17 protein-coding genes are annotated in these 17,432 nt (G+C 66.8%); 5 read left to right on the top strand and 12 right to left on the bottom strand.

Translation table 11 applies throughout. The annotated features are described in order from the left end of the window. Window positions 1–39: 39 nt before the first annotated feature. Window positions 40–753, top strand: coding sequence for a DUF4166 domain-containing protein (locus tag AC4EEO_RS06095; protein ID WP_018760236.1), 714 nt, complete (start codon window positions 40–42; stop codon window positions 751–753). A 3-nt stretch (window positions 754–756) separates the two neighbouring features. Here the strand turns inward: AC4EEO_RS06095 and AC4EEO_RS06090 are convergent, their stop codons facing one another. From AC4EEO_RS06090 to AC4EEO_RS06050, 9 genes are all read right to left on the bottom strand, one after another. Beyond that, window positions 757–1,776: a uroporphyrinogen decarboxylase/cobalamine-independent methonine synthase family protein gene (locus AC4EEO_RS06090; protein WP_043423675.1), complete on the bottom strand. Its 1,020-nt coding sequence runs from the start codon at window positions 1,774–1,776 to the stop codon at window positions 757–759. Between the two features lie 44 nt (window positions 1,777–1,820). Beyond that, entirely contained in the window at window positions 1,821–2,219 is a 399-nt protein-coding gene (locus AC4EEO_RS06085) for a chorismate mutase (RefSeq protein ID WP_018760238.1), read from the bottom strand. A gap of 110 nt (window positions 2,220–2,329) precedes the next feature. After that, on the bottom strand, window positions 2,330–4,045 hold the full coding sequence (locus AC4EEO_RS06080) for an ABC transporter ATP-binding protein (RefSeq protein ID WP_491330196.1): 1,716 nt from the start codon (window positions 4,043–4,045) through the stop codon (window positions 2,330–2,332). Then, entirely contained in the window at window positions 4,042–5,055 is a 1,014-nt protein-coding gene (locus tag AC4EEO_RS06075; protein ID WP_018760240.1) for an ABC transporter permease, read from the bottom strand. Before AC4EEO_RS06075 ends, AC4EEO_RS06080 begins: the two co-directional genes overlap by 4 nt. A 1-nt stretch (window position 5,056) precedes the next feature. Then, on the bottom strand, window positions 5,057–6,148 hold the full coding sequence (locus AC4EEO_RS06070) for an ABC transporter permease (RefSeq protein ID WP_026264261.1): 1,092 nt from the start codon (window positions 6,146–6,148) through the stop codon (window positions 5,057–5,059). Window positions 6,149–6,275: 127 nt separating this feature from the next. Continuing rightward, window positions 6,276–7,910 (bottom strand): ABC transporter substrate-binding protein, encoded by a 1,635-nt coding sequence (locus AC4EEO_RS06065; RefSeq protein WP_491340102.1) that lies wholly within the window; start codon window positions 7,908–7,910, stop codon window positions 6,276–6,278. 252 nt (window positions 7,911–8,162) lie between these two features. Continuing rightward, complete coding sequence (gene mnmA, locus AC4EEO_RS06060) at window positions 8,163–9,296, bottom strand: tRNA 2-thiouridine(34) synthase MnmA (RefSeq protein ID WP_133830982.1); 1,134 nt, start codon at window positions 9,294–9,296, stop codon at window positions 8,163–8,165. A gap of 162 nt (window positions 9,297–9,458) precedes the next feature. Then, complete coding sequence (locus tag AC4EEO_RS06055) at window positions 9,459–10,688, bottom strand: cysteine desulfurase family protein (RefSeq protein ID WP_285319983.1); 1,230 nt, start codon at window positions 10,686–10,688, stop codon at window positions 9,459–9,461. Between the two features lie 117 nt (window positions 10,689–10,805). Next, complete coding sequence (locus AC4EEO_RS06050) at window positions 10,806–11,501, bottom strand: hypothetical protein (protein ID WP_491340401.1); 696 nt, start codon at window positions 11,499–11,501, stop codon at window positions 10,806–10,808. Window positions 11,502–11,678: 177 nt separating this feature from the next. Here AC4EEO_RS06050 and AC4EEO_RS06045 point away from each other — a divergent pair, with 177 nt between their 5' ends. From AC4EEO_RS06045 to AC4EEO_RS06030, 4 genes are all read left to right on the top strand, one after another. Then, window positions 11,679–12,614, top strand: coding sequence for a J domain-containing protein (locus AC4EEO_RS06045; protein ID WP_491330199.1), 936 nt, complete (start codon window positions 11,679–11,681; stop codon window positions 12,612–12,614). A 23-nt stretch (window positions 12,615–12,637) separates the two neighbouring features. Then, entirely contained in the window at window positions 12,638–13,105 is a 468-nt protein-coding gene (locus tag AC4EEO_RS06040; protein ID WP_018760247.1) for a tRNA (cytidine(34)-2'-O)-methyltransferase, read from the top strand. Window positions 13,106–13,313: 208 nt separating this feature from the next. Continuing rightward, window positions 13,314–13,922, top strand: a complete 609-nt coding sequence (locus AC4EEO_RS06035; RefSeq protein ID WP_109863770.1) for a sigma-70 family RNA polymerase sigma factor — start codon at window positions 13,314–13,316, stop codon at window positions 13,920–13,922. 10 nt (window positions 13,923–13,932) lie between these two features. Continuing rightward, window positions 13,933–14,772 (top strand): anti-sigma factor, encoded by an 840-nt coding sequence (locus AC4EEO_RS06030; protein ID WP_018760249.1) that lies wholly within the window; start codon window positions 13,933–13,935, stop codon window positions 14,770–14,772. A gap of 67 nt (window positions 14,773–14,839) precedes the next feature. Here the strand turns inward: AC4EEO_RS06030 and AC4EEO_RS06025 are convergent, their stop codons facing one another. From AC4EEO_RS06025 to AC4EEO_RS06015, 3 genes are read right to left on the bottom strand one after another with little or no spacing between them, the layout of a single operon-like run. Then, on the bottom strand, window positions 14,840–15,619 hold the full coding sequence (locus AC4EEO_RS06025; RefSeq protein WP_026264262.1) for a PIG-L deacetylase family protein: 780 nt from the start codon (window positions 15,617–15,619) through the stop codon (window positions 14,840–14,842). A 4-nt stretch (window positions 15,620–15,623) separates the two neighbouring features. Next, window positions 15,624–16,571, bottom strand: a complete 948-nt coding sequence (locus AC4EEO_RS06020) for an electron transfer flavoprotein subunit alpha/FixB family protein (protein WP_491330200.1) — start codon at window positions 16,569–16,571, stop codon at window positions 15,624–15,626. A gap of 12 nt (window positions 16,572–16,583) precedes the next feature. Then, window positions 16,584–17,375, bottom strand: a complete 792-nt coding sequence (locus tag AC4EEO_RS06015) for an electron transfer flavoprotein subunit beta/FixA family protein (protein WP_018760252.1) — start codon at window positions 17,373–17,375, stop codon at window positions 16,584–16,586. Window positions 17,376–17,432 lie beyond the last annotated feature (57 nt).

The following is a 17,432-nucleotide window of genomic DNA, read 5'->3' as shown; positions in this document are numbered from 1 at the left end:
CCGGCGGCAGCTGTCCGTCACCGGCAACAGGAGGTCACCATGAGCGTCCCGATCTACCAGCAGGCCTTGGGCGCAGAGTTTTCCCGCCTGCAGCCCGAATTGCAGGAGTACTTCTCACTCGCCCCTGGATCAGGGCAGTACGGCGTGGGTGAAGGAACGTTCGACGTCGTGGGCTGCCGCCAGCGGTGGCTGCGCCCATTACTGCGGCTCACCAGCGGCGAAGAAGCATTTTTCCCGGAGTACGGCGAAAACGTCCCGTTCCGGATCGAGAACCATGCGCATCAGGATCCGTTTGGCCGATCCAGCCTGACCGCACGCCGGGAAATCCGCTTCCCCGGGCGCACCCGGCTTTTCCAGGACACCACCAGCGCCACCACGCGCGGCGGCGGCACGCAGCTGGTGGACTACGTCGGCCGGTACCGGCGCCTCGTCACGGACCTGAACCTGGGCGTCACCCCGGAAGGAAGGCTGCGCGGCGTATCCGAAGTTTCGCGGCTTTTCCTCGGACCGCTCCGGTTGCCCCTCCCTCGGGCACTGGATGCGAAAGCCTACGCGGAACAGTGGTGGGACCCCTCCGAAGGCCCTCACGGGCGGCACCGTATCCAGGTGAAAGTGATCCAGCCCCAGATTGGCCTGGTCCTGGTGTACGCGGGGGCCTTCGACTACCGGCTCCGCCCCTACTCCGGCGGCAGCTCCGCCCAGAGCTACCTCCCCCGTTACGCCCAGCCGGACCGCTGGGAGAACAGGGTTTGAGTCTTATCCCAGCACCCGCTGGTTGAGCCCGTCCGCCACCTGGGTCAGCCTGCCGAGGACCGCCGTGGCCTGTGCAGGAGTGAGTCCCGCCAGTCCTGCGGAGGGCGTCACCCGCACCGCGCTGAGCAGTTGGGCGGGCAGGCCCAGCTGCCGCCAAGGACGCCATAGCGATTCCACGCCCTCGGCCACCTGCGGGAGTGTCCCCCCGGAGACTTCCAATGCACCGGCCCAGAAATGCTTGCCTGCCTCGACTGCCCCGGCGAGCTGTTCCCATTGCCGGTTGGTCAGGGCCTTCAACGGCAACGCAACGCCGTCGGCCCCCGCGGACAGGGCCAGCTCGATCGGCGCTTCGATGTCCGGGAGGGACACGACCACCTCGGCGGCTCCGGCTGCGCGGAGGGCGTCCAGGACCAGGCGCCAGGCCTCCCGCGCTTCGGAGACGGCGATCGCCCGCAGGGTCCGATACCCGCTGGCCGTGGGTATGGTGCCTGCCAGCACTGCTGTGATGGCCGGCTCGTCCACCTGGACCACCAGGCGGGTCCCTGGTACTGCTGCGGCAACCCGGCCAAGGTAGCCGCCCACCCCGGCGGCCAGGGAGGCTGCGAGGTCCCGGCGGGCGCCGTGGTCCAGCAAGGCGCGTTCACCGTTGTGCAGGTACAGGCCGGCAGCGAGGGTGAGCGGCCCCACCAGCTGGACCTTCAGTTCCCGGGCTGAGACGTCCTCGGCGCCGGCGACGTCCGCGAGGACATTCAGGTCGGTGGACAGGGCCGAAGCTGCCCGCCGCATGTCCTTGCCCGGGCGGTCAACAAGCCGCCACCCGTGGGGCTGGACATCAACGGCCAGTTCCTCAAGGAACGATGCGGTGCGGCCCAAGGCATCGGATCCAACGCCACGTTCCGGCAGTTCGGCGAGGAAAGGTAAATGCGGGCTGCCAAGTTCACCGCGGATGATCCGGGCGGCTTCGAGCGGATCCTCACCGGGCCACGGGCCCAGGCCAGTGGCCGTCACTTCCTGCGCAGCAATAACGGCCGGCTGCTGGCCGGGTCCGGGTTGGTGCTGTTCCCGGCTCACGCCAGTGCTGAGCTGTGGGGGTTGGCTTCGGCGGACGCCTGATGGTCCTCGGCGATGGCCTCATGGTGGCGGATAACCTCGCCGATGATGAAGTTCAGGAACTTTTCCGCGAACGCGGGATCGAGGTGGGCGTCCTCGGCGAGTCGCCGCAGCCGAGCGATCTGGGCAGCTTCGCGCCCGGGGTCGCCGGCGGGCAACCGGTGTGCGGCCTTCAGGAAGCCCACCTTTTGCGTGGCCTTGAAACGCTCGGCGAGCAGGTACACCAGTGTGGCGTCGATATTGTCGATGCTGGAACGGATGGACAGCAGTTCAGCCATCACCGAATTATCCACGTGGCCTGCCAGTGAACTGGCGGATGGATCAAAATCGTCTGGGCCCGGGTTGTGCTGCGTCATGGTTCCAGTCTATGGGAGCCGATGAAATCGACGCGGGTATGAAGCGCCGGTGCCGGCTGACGGCGGGCACCGGCGCCACTGGCTCCTGCCTGCGGGAGCCACAGCCAGGCTCAGATGCCCAGGAGTGCCCGGTGTTCCTCCCGGCGTTTAGCCTGTTCGGCCGGGTCCGGCACTGGCAGCGAGGCGATCAGGCGGCGTGTGTAGTCATGGCGCGGGTTGCCCATGACCTGGCTGCCGATCCCCTGCTCCACCAGCTTGCCCTTGTACAGCACGCCCACCCAGGAGGACAGGATGTCCACAACGGCAAGGTCATGGCTGATGAACAGGCAGCCGAAGCCAAACTCCTCCTGGATGTCCTTGAACAGTTCCAGGACCTTCGCCTGGACCGAAACGTCCAGGGCCGACGTCGGCTCATCCGCAATCAGCAGCCGCGGATTCAGGCTAAGTGCCCGCGCCAGCGATGCCCGCTGCCGCTGGCCGCCGGAGAGCTCGTGCGGGTACCTGCCCGCATACGACGCCGGCAGCTGCACCGATTCCAACAGCTCGCCGACGCGCTTGCGCGCCTGGGCCTCGCTTGGCCGGGTATGGATCAGCATGGGCTCCGCGATGCAATCACCGATGGTGAGCTGCGGGTTGAACGAGGCGGCCGGATCCTGGAAGACGAAGCCGATGTCCTTGCGGAGTGGTTTGAACGTGCGTTCGCGCAAGTTCAGCATTTCGTAGCCCAGGACCTTCAGGCTGCCTCCGGTGGTCCGGTTCAGCCCGGCGATGGCCCGTCCGATGGTCGTCTTGCCGGATCCAGATTCCCCCACGAGGCCGAACACCTCGCCCCTGGACAAGGTGAAGCTGACGCCGTCCACTGCCTTGAAGGCGGGTGTCCCCAGTCGTCCCGGGTATTCGATCACCAGGTTGTCGGCGGACACCAGCACTTCCCCGTCCTGGTGCGGACGTTCGGTGAGGCCGGCCGACGCCGAGTTGCGGCCCAGGTGCGGCACGGCAGCGAGGAGCTTGCGGGTGTAGTCCTGGCGGGGTTCAGCGAACAACGTCTTCGAGGTGGCCTCCTCGACGATGTCGCCCCGGTACATCACCACTACCCGGTCGGCGAGGTCGGCCACCACTCCCATGTTGTGGGTGATCAGGACGATCGAGGTGCCGTACTTGTCCCTCAGGTCCCGGAGAAGTTCGAGGATTTCCGCCTGTACCGTGACATCCAGGGCCGTGGTGGGTTCGTCGGCGACAATGAGGCCGGGATTCAGGGCCAGTGCTGCCGCGATCACCACACGCTGTTTCTGGCCGCCGGAGAATTGGTGCGGGTAGTAGCTGACGCGGTGCTCGGGGTCCGGGATTCCCACTTTGCGCAGGGCTTCGATGGCCCGTTCCTTGGCTTCCTTCGCTGATACGCGCCCGCTGCCGTCTGCCCCGGCATGGGCCCGGATCCCTTCGGCGATCTGCCATCCCACCGTGAATACCGGGTTGAGGGCGGTGGAGGGTTCCTGGAACACCATGGCCACGTCGCGTCCACGGATCTGGCGGAGCCGGCCGGGGCTCAGGCTGATGACATTGGTGCCGTTGATCAGCACGGCGCCGGAACTCATCGCTGTTTCAGGCAGCAGCCCCAGGATGGTTTTGGCGGTGACGGTCTTGCCGGAGCCGGATTCGCCCACGATGGCCAGCACTTCTCCGGCCCTGACTTCAAGGTTGACGTCCTTGACGGCATGGACGTCGCCGCCGTCGGTGGCGAAGGTGACCTGCAAGTGGTCGATCTCCAGCACCGTTTTACGGTCCTGTTCCGTGTGGTCCGAAACGGACCCAAGGTTTTCGCTCACGGGTTGCTCAATTCTGTTTCGGTGCCGGGTCCAGCTGATGCGGCAGGTGCTTTGCGGCTGATCCGCTTCCGCCCGCGCAGGCGCGGATCGTTGAGGTCGTTGATGCTTTCGCCCACGAGCGTCAGCCCCAGCACGGTCCAGACGATGGCCAGGCCGGGGAACAGCCCCGTCCACCAAATGCCGGACGTGGTGTCGGCGAGCGCCTTGTTCAGGTCGAAGCCCCATTCCGCGGCTGAGCTCGGTTCGATGCCAAAGCCCAGGAAGCCCAACCCTGCGAGGGTCAGGATTGATTCGGAGGCGTTGAGGGTGAAGATCAGCGGCAGGGTGCGGGTGGCGTTGCGGTAGATGTGCCGGGTCATGATCCGGATGTTCGAGGCGCCCACCACCTTGGCCGATTCGACGAAAGGCTCTGCCTTGAGCCTGATCGTTTCGGCCCGGATCACCCTGAAGTACTGCGGGATGAACACGACTGTGATGGAGATGGCGGCAGCCAGGATTCCGCCCAGCAGGCTGGACTGGCCCCCGCTGATGACAATGGCCATGACGATCGCGACCAGCAGGGACGGAAAGGCGTAGATGGCATCGGCGACGACCACCAGGATGCGGTCCAGCCAGCCGCCGATGTAGCCGCTCACCAGGCCGAGGATGACGCCGGCGAAGATGGAGAGGATGACGGCGACGATGATGACCAGCAGGGCGGTCTGGGTGCCCCAGATCACCCGTGACAGGACGTCATAACCGCCAACGGTGGTGCCCAGGAGGTGCTTGCCGCCGGGGGCCTGCTGGGTGGGGAAGTTGCCGTCGGCATCCGAAAGCTGCGCGAAGCCGTAGGGCGCCAGCAGCGGAGCTGCCAAGGCTGTGAGCAGGAAGATGCCTGTGAGGACGAGCCCCACGACCAGCATGAAGCGTTGCAGCCCGACGCTCTTGTTGAAGTGGGAAACAACCGGCAGCCGCCGGAAGAAGGATGCCCGCGGGTTGGCCACGGGTTCCAGGGTGGTCTCGGCAGTCATGTCAGTACCTCACGCGGGGGTCGATCAGCGCGGCGATGATGTCCACGATGAAGTTGGTGACGGCGACGATGACGGCCAGCAGCACCACGATGCCCTGGACGGCGACGAAGTCGCGCGCCGTGAGGTAGTTGGCCAGCTGGAATCCGAGGCCTTTCCACTCAAAGGTTGTTTCGGTGAGCACGGCCCCGCCGAGCAGCACTGCGATCTGCAGGCCCATGACCGTGATGATGGGGATCAGCGCCGGCTTGTAGGCGTGTTTGGTGACCAGCCGGTATTCGCTGACGCCACGTGAGCGGCCCGCCTCAATGTAGTCCTTGCCGAGCGTGCCGATGACATTGGTCCGAACCAGGCGCAGGAAGACCCCGGCCGTCAGGAGGCCAAGGGCCAGAGCCGGAAGGACGGCGTGGGACATCACGTCGCTGAGCGCAGCCATGTTTCCGCTGCGCAGGGCATCCAGCCAGTAGATGCCGGTGGGGGCTTCCAGGGCTGTGAGGGACAGTTCGGTCCTCGTCCCGGCGCGGCCGGCGACCGGCAGCCAGCCCAGCCACACGGAGAACACCAACTTGAGCAGCATGCCGGCGAAGAACACCGGGGTTGCGTAGAACAGGATGGCCAGGATCCGGAGCACGGCGTCCGGCAGGTGATCACGACGGTGCGCGGCGATCATCCCGAGCGGTATGCCCACCACCAGCGCGACGATGATGGCGTTGATGGCGAGCTCCAGGGTGGCGGAGCCATAAGTGGTCAGCATCTCGGTGACCTTGCGGTTGTCCGAGAGGGTGGTGCCGAAGTTGCCCGTGACCAGCTGCCCCAGGTATTCGAAGTACTGCAGAAGCAGTGGCCGGTCGTAGCCGGCGGTGTGGATGCGTTCTTGCAGCTGTTCCGGCGGGAGCCGGCCGCCCATGGCGGCGGTAATGGGGTCGCCGGTGATCCGCATGAGGAAGAACACCAACGTGACGAGGATGAGGATGGTAGGGAAGATCAGCAGGAAGCGGACCAGGATGTACTGGGCGAGCCCTCCCCCTGCCGCTTTTTTCTTGGTCGGAAGGAGCGCGTCCGCATCACTTGGCGGCGCGTCAATCAAAGATGTCATCGGTACCTGGATTCGTGGTGACCGGGAGCCAGCATTCCCCTCGTTGCTGACTGATGACCGGCAAAAGGCGGGACACCATTGCGGCGTCCCGCCTCCGGCCCGTCAGAGCCCGATGGGGGTTGACTGCTTACTTGGACAGCACGCCAAGGCGTGTCTTGAACGAGGGGTCGAGGGTCTTCTCGACACCCTTGACGTCAGCTCCCGCCACCAGGAGCTGCGAGCCCTGCAGGAGCGGCAGGGTGGAGAGGTCCTTCGCCACTGCCGTCTGGGCATCGCCGATCAGCTTCTGGCGTTCGGTCTTGTCCGGAGTGACCAGCTGCTTCTGGATCAGGTCCGTGACAGTCGGGTTCTCGTAGTGGTTCTTGAGGAAGTTGCCCGGGATGAAGAAGGGCGTGAGGTAGTTGTCCGCATCCGAGTAGTCCGGGAACCAGCCGAGCTGGTACACGGGGTACGCGTCAGAGGTGCGTGCCTTGGAGTACGTCACCCATTCGGTGGACTGCAGGTCCACGGTGAAGAGGCCGGACTTCTCCAACTGTTCCTTGACCATGGCGTATTCATCGCCCGAAGACTTGCCGTAGTGGTCCGGGTTGTACTGCAGCTTCACGGTCACCGGACCGGTGATCCCTGCGTCGCTGAGGACCTTCTTGGCTTTGTCCAGGCTCGGCTTGCCGCTGCCGTCCCCGTACAGGTCCTTCATGGGCTGGATTGCGCCGGGCAGCCCATCCGCCACCACGGAGTAGGCGGGAACGTAGGTTCCCTTGTACACCTGGTCCGAGATGGCTTGCCGGTCAACAATGTCCGCCATGGCCTGGCGCACGGCCAGTGCCTTGGCAAGGTTGGCTTCAGGCGTCTTGGCGCCGAACGGCATGGTGTCGAAGTTGAAGACGATGTAGCGCAGCTCGCCACCCGGGCCCTTGTAGACCTTGACCTTGGAGTCCTTGCCGAGGTCGGCGGCGTCCGTGGCGGTGAGGCTTCGGCCGGCAACGTCGATGTTGCCGCCCTGGACGTCCAGCTTCAGGTTGTTGGAGTCGGCGTAGTACTTGATCACGGCGCTGTCGTTGGCCGGCTTGCCGAGCAGTCCGTTGTAGTCGGGGTTGCTCTCGAGGCTGACGAGTTCGTTCTTCTTGTAGGAATCGATGGTGTACTGGCCGGCGAACGGCTTGGCCGCCACGATGTCTTCGTCGCTCATCACCTTATCGGCGGGGAAAACTTCCTCATCCACGATCGGACCGGTGTTGGTGCCAAGGACGCTCGGGAAGACTTGGTCGTTGGCGGCGTTCAGGGTGAACACAACAGTGGTGTCGTCCTTGACGTCGACGGACTTGAGGTTGGACAGCAGTGACGCCGGGCCGTTGGGATCGTTGATCTTGAGGACGCGGTCGTAGGAGAACTTCACGTCCGAGGCCGTCAGCGCGTGGCCGTTGGCGAACTTCAGGTTGGGCTTGAGCTTCACGGTGAACTCGGTGGGTGACGTGAAGGACGCGGACTCCGCGATGTCCGGGCTGACCTCGGCCGAACCGGGCTTCGAGTTCATCAGGAAGGGGTAGACCTGGTTCATCACCAGGAATGAGCCTGCGTCGTAGGAACCGGCGGGATCGAGGGTTACGACCTTGTCCGTGGTTCCAAAGGTAATGGCACCGCCGCCGGCACTGCCGGTGGACGTTCCCCCGCCGCCAGAGGGCCCCGTGCATGCTGTCAGGGCCAGGGCGGAGATGCCTGCCAGCGCGATGGCGCGGTGCAGGGCCGTTGTGCTCTTGATCATCTGTGAACTTCTTTCCGATGAGTACGCGCACGCCCGCGGTCACAGGTTGATAGCCCCAGACGCCGGCGTGCAGTGCTGATCCCTTGATTCAATCAGAGAGTCAGCCCTCGAGACGGCCATTTCTGTGAGTTGAAACACAATATTTTCTCAATAGTTACCCGGCAGTGCGATGCGGAATCGTGCAGGCGGCCGGCCCTGGGCACAGCAAAGGACCGCCACGGTGGAACCGCGGCGGTCCAGGGAACGGCAGGGTTACAGCGCGGCCCGCTGGAGGGACCGTGCGGCGTCGATGGTGGCCTGGCCCAGCACGCGGCTGCCCTGGTACAGCACCACGGTTTGGCCCGGGGCCACACCGCGCAACGGAGCCTCCAGCCGGACCATCAGCTGGCTGCCGGCAGCGCCGTCCCGGGCCGGCTCCATCCAGGCTGTGGCGGGTACGGGATCCCCGTGCGCACGGACCTGGGCGTGGCAGTTGAATTCCGCCCCCGAGTCCACCTCGGAAATGGGAAGGCCCGCCCAGGAGACCTTGATGCCGCGGATCTCGTCGATGGCCAGCAGGGCTTCGGGACCCACGACCACTTTGTTCTCCTTGGGCCGGATTTCCAGGACGAAGCGGGGCTTGCCGTCGGCGGCGGGGGTACCCAGTTTGAGTCCGCGCCGCTGGCCCACCGTAAAGGCGTTGGCTCCCGGGTGCTCCCCCACCTTGGCGCCGGACTCGTCCACGATGTCGCCTGTGGTCATCTCGATTTTCTCGGCGAGCCAGCCGGCGGTGTCGCCGTCCGGAATGAAGCAGATGTCGTGGCTGTCCGGCTTGTTGGCGACGGAGAGGCCCCGCCGTTCCGCTTCGGCACGGACCTCGGCTTTGGACGGGGTGTCGGCCAGGGGGAACATCGAGTGCTTGAGCTGTTCGTGGGTCAGGACCCCGAGGACGTAGCTCTGGTCCTTCGCCCAGTCGGCTGCGCGGTGGAGTTCCCGGTTGCCGTCGGCGTCCTCGATCACTTTGGCGTAGTGGCCGGTGCATACGGCGTCGAAGCCCAGGGCAATGGCTTTCTCCAGCAGGGCGGCGAACTTGATCCGTTCGTTGCACCGCATGCACGGGTTGGGGGTGCGGCCGGCGGCGTATTCGTCGATAAAGTCCTGGACGACGTCTTCCTTGAAGCGCTCGGAGAAATCCCAGACGTAGTAGGGAATGCCGAGGACGTCGCAGGCACGCCAAGCGTCCCGGGAGTCTTCGATGGTGCAACAGCCCCGGCTGCCGGTGCGGAGGGTTCCGGGCATGCGGGACAGGGCAAGGTGGACGCCGACGACGTCGTGCCCGGCCTCGACCGCGCGGGCGGCGGCAACGGCGGAATCAACTCCGCCGCTCATGGCTGCTAGTACTCGCATGCTGGCTTTCTGTTGGGGGACGCTTGCTCACCGGGGCCCGGGCGGCAAGGCCGGGCGGGCGAAACGATCTTCGCCTATCCATTCTACGGACCCGCGCAAATCGCCCCTGGCCGCCGGGACCTGACCCGGCAAACCCGCCAAGGGCACCAGCGCCCTGCGGAATCAGCTGCCGTGCAGTGCCTGCCGTGCCACGGTACCTGCGGTTTGGATGGTGGACTCGTGGCCGGCCATTCCGGCCTGGCGTGCACGTGCATAAGCCTCGGGCAGTGCCGCAAGCAGGGCATCGACGTCGGCCTCGGTGGAGGTGTGTCCCAGGCTGAACCGCTGGGCTCCCCGCGCGGTGTCCTCGTCCAGGCCCATGGCCAGCAGCACGTGGGAGGGCCGCGGGACGCCCGCGGTGCAGGCAGAGCCGGTGGACGATTCGATGCCCGCCAGGTCCAGGAGGAACAGCAGCGAATCCCCTTCGCAGCCAGGGAAAGTGAAATGCGCGTTGCCGGGCAGCCGGCCGTCACCGGGCGCACCACGGAGTACGGCTTCGGGAACCCGTTCGCGGATGCCGTCCACAAGGCGGTCACGCAGGGCAGCGATCCGCGCCGCCTCGGCGGGCAACGCAGCTGCAACGGATTCCGCAGCGGCGGCGAAGGCCGCGATGGACGCAGTGTCCAGCGTCCCGGAGCGGACGTCGCGTTCCTGGCCGCCGCCGTGCTGCACCGGCGTCAATGTGACCGAGCGGCCCAGCAGGAGCGCACCCACTCCGACAGGGCCGCCGATCTTGTGGCCGGAAACTGACATTGCGTCGAGGCCGGATTCCTTGAAATCCACGGACAGGGAACCGAATGCCTGGACGGCGTCGGAGTGGACGGGCACGCCGGCCGCGTGGGCCAGCTCCACGATGCGGCGGACGGGCTGGATGGTGCCTACTTCGTTGTTGGCCCACATCACGGTCACCAGGGCAACACTGCCGGGGTCGCGTGCCAGCTCCGCCTCCAAGGTAACCAGATCCACCACACCCTCGCGGTCCACGGGCAGCCAGGTAACAGCCGCGCCCTCGTGGCGCTCAAGCCATTCGACGGTGTCCAGCACCGCGTGATGCTCGACGGCGGAGCAGAGGATGCGGCGCCGCCTGGGGTCTTCTGCCACGCGGGACCAGTACAAGCCCTTCACCGCGAGGTTGTCCGATTCGGTGCCGCCGGAGGTGAAGATCACTTCTGACGGGTGTGCCCCGACGGCCGCGGCAATGGTCTCGCGCGCGTCTTCCACGGCGCGGCGGGCCCTGCGGCCGGAACCGTGCAGCGATGACGGGTTTCCGGTACGTGCCAGCTCACGCGTCAGTGCGGTGAGGGCCGCACCGTTGAGCGGCGTGGTGGCGGCGTGGTCGAGGTAGGCGGGCACTGTCCAATTCTAGCGCTCGCGGCCGCGGCAGCCCCGGGCACCAACCTCGGACGCCCCGATGGCGGCAGCCGTCAGCTCACCGGCCAGGTCATAGTCTCGGTCCGCCCCCGCTTCGGCTCAGGCCGACGGCGGCACCAGGGGCAGGTAGCGCGCCACATCCTTGCGGGCGGCGGCGAGTGACCCCGGATCCGGGCAGGAAACGGAGATGTAGGCCGACGAGCCAGCAGTGCCGAAGACCCTGGCAAGAACCGCGGTCGGCTTTCCGCCGTGCGCGGCAGGTTCCAGCACGAGGACCTCGACGCTCTTGCCGGGCTCTTCGACGCTGCCGCCCCACTGCAACGTTTCCGTCGTCAAATACGAGGGCTGGATGGTGGCGTCCAGGTACTGGAACAGGGCCACGGTGGACTCCCGGTCGTCCCCACGGACCAGCGGGCCCTGCCCCGTGCTGACCCGGGCCGCGACCACGCAACCGTCAGCCTTGGCGTATTGGCTTGCACCGGATACGTCCTTCGTGACCGGCTTCCACCCCGGTGCACGCTGCAGCTCGTCAGAGATGCCCACCGGAACGCCCGGCGCCAGGGTGCCCCCGGCCGCAAAGGGCAGGTCCCGGGCTGCCACTGCCGCGGCGTCGTGGCCGGGGGTGATCGTTGGGGTGGACAGGGCCGGCGTGCTTGGCGGCGTTTCCGGGGCAGCAGGGTCGCGGACACCCACGCTGCAGCCGGCCAGCAGCGCTGCCCCGAGCGCTGCCATTGCCAGCGGCACCCCCAGACGCCATCCCCGGCCCGCCGGCACGGCCGTCGTCGGAAAACCCATTTCCACCCCGCATCCCCTGCAGCCGGTGTTCGGCTGTGCATCCACGAGTCTAAACTCCGGCCGCGGGGAACCCCGGCACCCCGGGCGCTCGTTGACAACGCAGGCCGACCATCCGGGCTGGCTAGACTGGGCGGGCACTTCGCTTTCCCCGTGGCGCTTGAAGAACAGGACGATTGCTTGACCGAGAGCAGCAGCTCCCACTACCAGGTCCTCCGTGTGGCCGTCACAGCCACTGAAAAAGAGATCAAAGTGGCGTACCGGCGCGCAGCCAGGTCTGCCCACCCGGACCACGGGGGTGATGCCGCAACGTTCCGCCGGGTCACCGCTGCGTACGAGACGCTGATCGATCCGCAGCGCCGCAAGGCCTACGACCGGTCCTACGGGGCGGGCGCCGCGCCGGCCGACGCCGGCGCCCACTTCGATGCCCCCGCGGCAGGCAGCCGGGCGTCCGCCACAGTCCGCAGACCGGGCGGCGGGCGGAACACGGCCGGGGACCCTCCGGTTTACGTTCCGCCTTACGAAGGGAGCGGCGAGATCCCGCTGATTCCGTTGGAGCAGGCCGGCCAGCAGGTCCACGGGATGCCCCGGAAGAGGGGAATCTTCGGCGCCGAGGCCCGGATCCAGCGTGAAATGCGCACGGTGCAGCTCCTCTCCCGCCAGGTGCTGACGGCCATCCCCGCGGCCCGGCTCATCAACGGCCTGCAGTCGCCGGCGGACAACAGCCACATCGACCACGCCGTCCTGTCCGGCTACCGCCTCGCCTTGGTCAACTCGATGCTCCTGCCCAAGGGCGCCTATGCCTGGGACGGCCGCACCCTCAATCACGGGGGGCGTGCCGTGGCGCCCCCGCAGCTTGCCCGGGTGGTGTGGGCGATGCAGGACATCTTTCCGGAACTGAACGTCACGGGGTGGACCGTGGTGTTCAGCCCGGATGGCAACCTCCATGAGCCGGTGATCGACCATCACCGCCGCCCGGCAGGGCCCATGGAAACGGTCCAAATCGTCAACGCGGCCGGCCTGGTGCGCGGCCTGAAGGAGTTCCTTGCCGCAGGACCGGCACCCAACACCGTGAACGTGCCGGTCCTGGCCCGGCTGCTGCGCGGCATGCACTGACGGCGGTTGGCTAGGATGGGGACGTGTTCCGCATCCTCTTCCATGCCCCAGAAATACCCGGAAATACCGGCAATGCCATCCGCCTTGCCGCCATCACCGGCGCCGAACTGCACCTCGTGGAACCCCTGGGCTTCGACTTCTCCGATGCCAAACTGCGCCGTGCAGGCCTGGACTACCACGACCTCGCGGTGGTGACAGTCCACCGGAGCATCGAAGACGCCTGGGAACAGCTCAAGCCGGAGCGGGTCTACGCCTTCACCTCGGACGGTACAACCAGTTACACCGACATCCCGTACCAGCCAGGGGACGTCCTGATGTTCGGCCGCGAATCCGTGGGCCTGCCTGCGGAGCTGAAGACCGACCCCCACGTGACCGCAACAGTGCGCCTGCCCATGCTCCCGGCGCTCCGCTCCCTCAACCTCGCCAACGCCGCCTCCATTGCCGTCTACGAAGCGTGGCGCCAGCAGGGCTTCGCCGGGGCCAAGCTCTAGCACCCCGCCCGGCGGGGACAACCGGGACTGAACTCTTTTTTCGTCGATCCCATCCGGCTGCCGCACGGCTCCGAATGCCTTTTGAAACACATTCAAGCGGAGCAAGGAGCGGCAGGTGACATTACTCGAGGCGCATTCCAGGCGCGAACACCGCAACAGCCGCGGCACTGCCCGGGAATCTCCCGCCGGAGACTTATGCTTGGAAGTGATGGAAACTCCCAACGCGCCGAATCCCGAAGGCTCCGCCGCGGTGACCGATCCCCCAGCCGACATCAGCCAGCGGCTGTCGACGCTGCTTGCCGCTGTCGCCCGCGGGGACCAGGCCGCGTTTGCCGAGTTCTACCAACTCACGTCCCGCCGGGTTTTTGGCATGGCACGCCGGGTCCTGATCGACCCCGAACTCAGTGAAGACACAACGCAGGAAGTCTTCCTGCAGGTCTGGCAGAACGCGGCCAAGTTCGATCCGCAGGCCGGGAGCCCGCTGTCGTGGCTCATGACCATCTCCCACCGGCGGGCGGTGGACAAGGTCCGGTCCTCGCAATCCTCCACGGACCGTGAAGCGAAATACGGCGCCAGCACCCAGGACATCGACCACGACAGCGTCTCCGACGAAGTCGGAAGCCGGCTTGAGGCCGAGGCGGTGGTCCGCTGCCTGGAGACGCTGACCGAAACACAACAGGAATCCGTGCGCCTGGCCTACTACGGCGGCCTGACCTATCGGGAAGTCGCCGAACGGCTGAATGCCGCTGTTCCCACCATCAAGTCCCGCATCCGCGATGGACTGATCCGATTGAAGACCTGTCTGGGGGTGAGTTGAATTGAACGAAATGGACAACAGCCGCAACGACCGTTCGCGTGCCTTTGGCGACACCGTCGCCATGGACCTTGCCGCAGGCCGTGCCATCGACCTCGCCGAACTCTACGCCCTTGACGCGGTCACGGAGCACGAACGCGACGCGATTGACCACTACATGTCCACCGCACCGGAAACGGAGCGCCTCGTCTTCCTGGAGCGTGTCCGCCAGTCCCGGGAGACGCTGGCCCGCACCTTCCGCGCGGAGGAGGAGCCGCCGTCGGACCTGTTCGAACGGATTGTGGCCCAGCTTCCCGCGGGCAGCGGCCGTACCAGTGCTGACGCCGCGCCCCCGGCCGTAGGCGCGGTAAAACCGCCAGAACCAACCGACGAACTCGCCGAGGCCCGCAAGCGCAGGGCGGAGCGCCGTCCGTCCGGCACCAGGCGCTGGCTGGTGGGCGTGGCAGCCGCGGCAGCGATTGCGCTGGGCGGCGTGGGAGTGGGCGCCTACCTGGCCGACCAGAATGATCCCGTCAACCAGGTCGTGCGTGCCGGGGACCTGCGCGAGGCGTCCGTCAACGTTCAAGGCGGCGGCAAGGCGACGGTGCTGATCTCCGCGTCAGAGGATGCCGCCGTGGTGAAAATGAGCGGCGTGCCCGCTCCACCGGCGGGCAAGGTCTACCAGATGTGGCTCATTCCCAAGGACGGCTCCGCCCCGGTGTCGCAGGGCCTGATGGACGAACAGGCACTCTCCAAACCTGCCGTGGTCCAAGGTATCCATTCGGCCGCTTCGCTGGGCATCACCGTTGAACCGTCCGGCGGTTCGAAGGCGCCCACGCTGCCGACGGTTGCGGCGGCACCGCTCGGCGCCTGACCCGGCACCGGCGACCAACGCCAAAAGCCCCCCGTTCCCATGATCGGAACGGGGGGCTTCTTGCTTCCTAGAAGCCGGCGATGGTGTCCGGCCCGTTGACCGCCACCACGTGGAAGGCCTCGGCACTGCGCCCGCGCGGCATTCCTGCCCGCGCGGCGTTGGTGCGCATGCCCTGGCGCACGGTGGCTTCCATGGCCTCCACGTCGGGGTGCTGGCTGACGTGGACATGGATGGCGGCGAGTTTCGCGTCAACCTGGTCGGTGACATCGACGAAGTGGTTTTCCCGTTCACCCGGTCCCGCATAAAGCCAGAGCCACGGCAGCTTGTAGGCTTCCAGCCCGGCCTCCGCCAGCTCGGGATAGGCGAAGGGGTTCTCCAGTGCCGGGTACACGGCCCGGGTCACCGCCTCCCCCACTGCCAGGTGGTCCGGGTGGCTCTTCTGGATCCGCTGCCAGTTCCGTTCAGGGTGCATGGCGAGCACGACGTCGGGGCGGACTTCGCGGATCAGCCGCACCACGCCTTTCATCACCTCGTGGGAGGCCTCAAGGTAGCCGTCACGCTGATGGAGGTAGTGGATGTCAGTGACGCCCACCAGCTCCGCTGCCCGGCGCTGTTCGGCGTCCCGCATGGCGATGATGTCCGCGCGGTGGGCAGGATCGAAGCCGCCGGCATCGCCGTCGGTCATGATGCAGTAGCTCACCTCCACCCCCGCAGCCGTCCACGCGGCGATGGTGCCCGCTGCGCCGAAGTCGATGTCGTCGGGGTGGGCCGCAAAACAGAGCACCCGCCCAACCCGGTGTAATTCCGGGTTGAACGGGCTCCCTGCCTGCTCGCTGGAAGCAGTCAACGGATCAGCCTTTGCGCTTCTTGATCTCGGCTGCGGCCTGGGGCAGGACATCGAAGACGTCCCCGATGATGCCGAAGTCGGCGATCTCGAAGACCGGCGATTCGGCATCCTTGTTCACGGCGACGATGACCTTGGACGTCTGCATGCCGGCTTTTTGCTGGATGGCACCGGAGATGCCTGCCGAGATATACAGCTGCGGGGAAACGGTCTTGCCGGTCTGCCCCACCTGTGCGTCGTGGCTGATCCATCCGGCGTCGGTGGCTGCGCGGGAAGCTCCTACGGCGGCACCAAGGGCATCGGCCAGCTCCTCGACGGGACCGAAGTCGCCGTCCATGCCGCGGCCGCCGGCAACGACGATCCGGGCGTCGGTGAGGTCCGGGCGGCCGCTGGCCACCTTCTGCTCGCGGGCAGTGATGCGGGCAGCGTTGGCGACGGCGGGCACCTCCACGGTTGCCGTTTCGGGCGTGGTGGGTGCGGGTGCGGGTTCCGGAACCACGTTGTTGGCCTTGAGCGTGAGCACGGAAACGGCCGTCGTGGCCTTGCAGGAGGTGTTGTACGAGCCGGCCAGGACCGACTTGTGCGCGGTACCGTCCGGGTCCACGGCGACGACGTCGGTGATGACGCCGGCGTTGAGCCGGATGCCCAGCCGCGCCGCGATCTCTTTGCCTTCCGGAGAGTTGTCCAGCAGCACGATCCCGGCTCCGGCTGCCTCTGCCGCTGCGGCCAGGTAGGCTGCCTTGGGCGCTACGAGGAAGTCACCCAGGTCCTCGGCCGACGGGTGCAGGACGGTGCCCACACCGTATTCCGCCAAGGTGGCGGCGACGTCGTCGGAAAGGTCTCCGTTGACCGCGACGGCGCTCTCCCCCAGGGAACGAGCCAGGGTCAGCAGCTCCAGGCTGCTCTTCTTGAGCGAAGCTCCGGGGTTGTCGATGAATACCAGTACTTTTGCCATGTCGTTGTCCCCTTAGAGCAGCTTCTGGGCGGCCAGGAAATCAACCAGCTTGATGCCGGCGTCGCCCTCGTCGGTGATGATGGTGCCGGCAGTCCTCGGCGGCCGCTGCTCGGCGCTGGTGACGGTGGTCCACGACCCTGCAAAGCCAACCTGGGCAGGGTCCACGCCGATGTCTGCGAGGGAGAGCGTGGTGATGCTCTTGCGCTTGGCCGCGATGATGCCCTTGAAGTTGGGGTACCGGGGTTCGTTGATCTGGTCCGTGACGGACACGACCGCGGGCAGTGCTGCTTCCACGGTCTCCGATGACGTGTCGGCGTCGCGCCGGGCAGTGAGCCGGCCGCCGTCGACCTCCAGCGAGGATGCGAAGGTCACCTGCGGCAGCCCGAGCCGCTCCGCCAGCTGGGCCGGGACCAGCGAGGTCTCACCATCGGTGGACGCCATCCCGGTCAGGACCAGGTCCACGCCGCCCAGGTGCCGGACCGCCGCCGCGAGTGCCAGCGAGGTGGCAGCCGCGTCCGAGCCGGCGAGCGCGTCGTCCGTGAGGTGGACACCTTCGGTGGCGCCCATCTGCAGCGATTTCTTTACGGCGTTGACGGCCCCGGCAGGGCCCATGCTCAGGGCAATGACCTGGTTGCCGGCTTTGCTTCCGCCTCGGGCCTCGGCAAGCTGCAGGGCAGCTTCCAGGGCGTATTCGTCGAGCTCGGACAGGATGCTCTCGTCGCGGTCCGCGGTGTTGCCCTCGCCACCCAGGTGTCGGTCGAACTGGGCGTCCGGTACATGTTTGACCAGGACTACGATCTTCAATGTCTCTTCCACTGTGTTTACAGCAGCCTTCCATGCTTGTGGACAGCCAGCCGGGTG

The organism is Pseudarthrobacter sp. MOO13, from assembly GCF_058267655.1.
The sequence above is the reverse complement of the archived record's forward strand: the minus strand, read 5'-3'. Positions and strand labels throughout refer to the sequence as shown.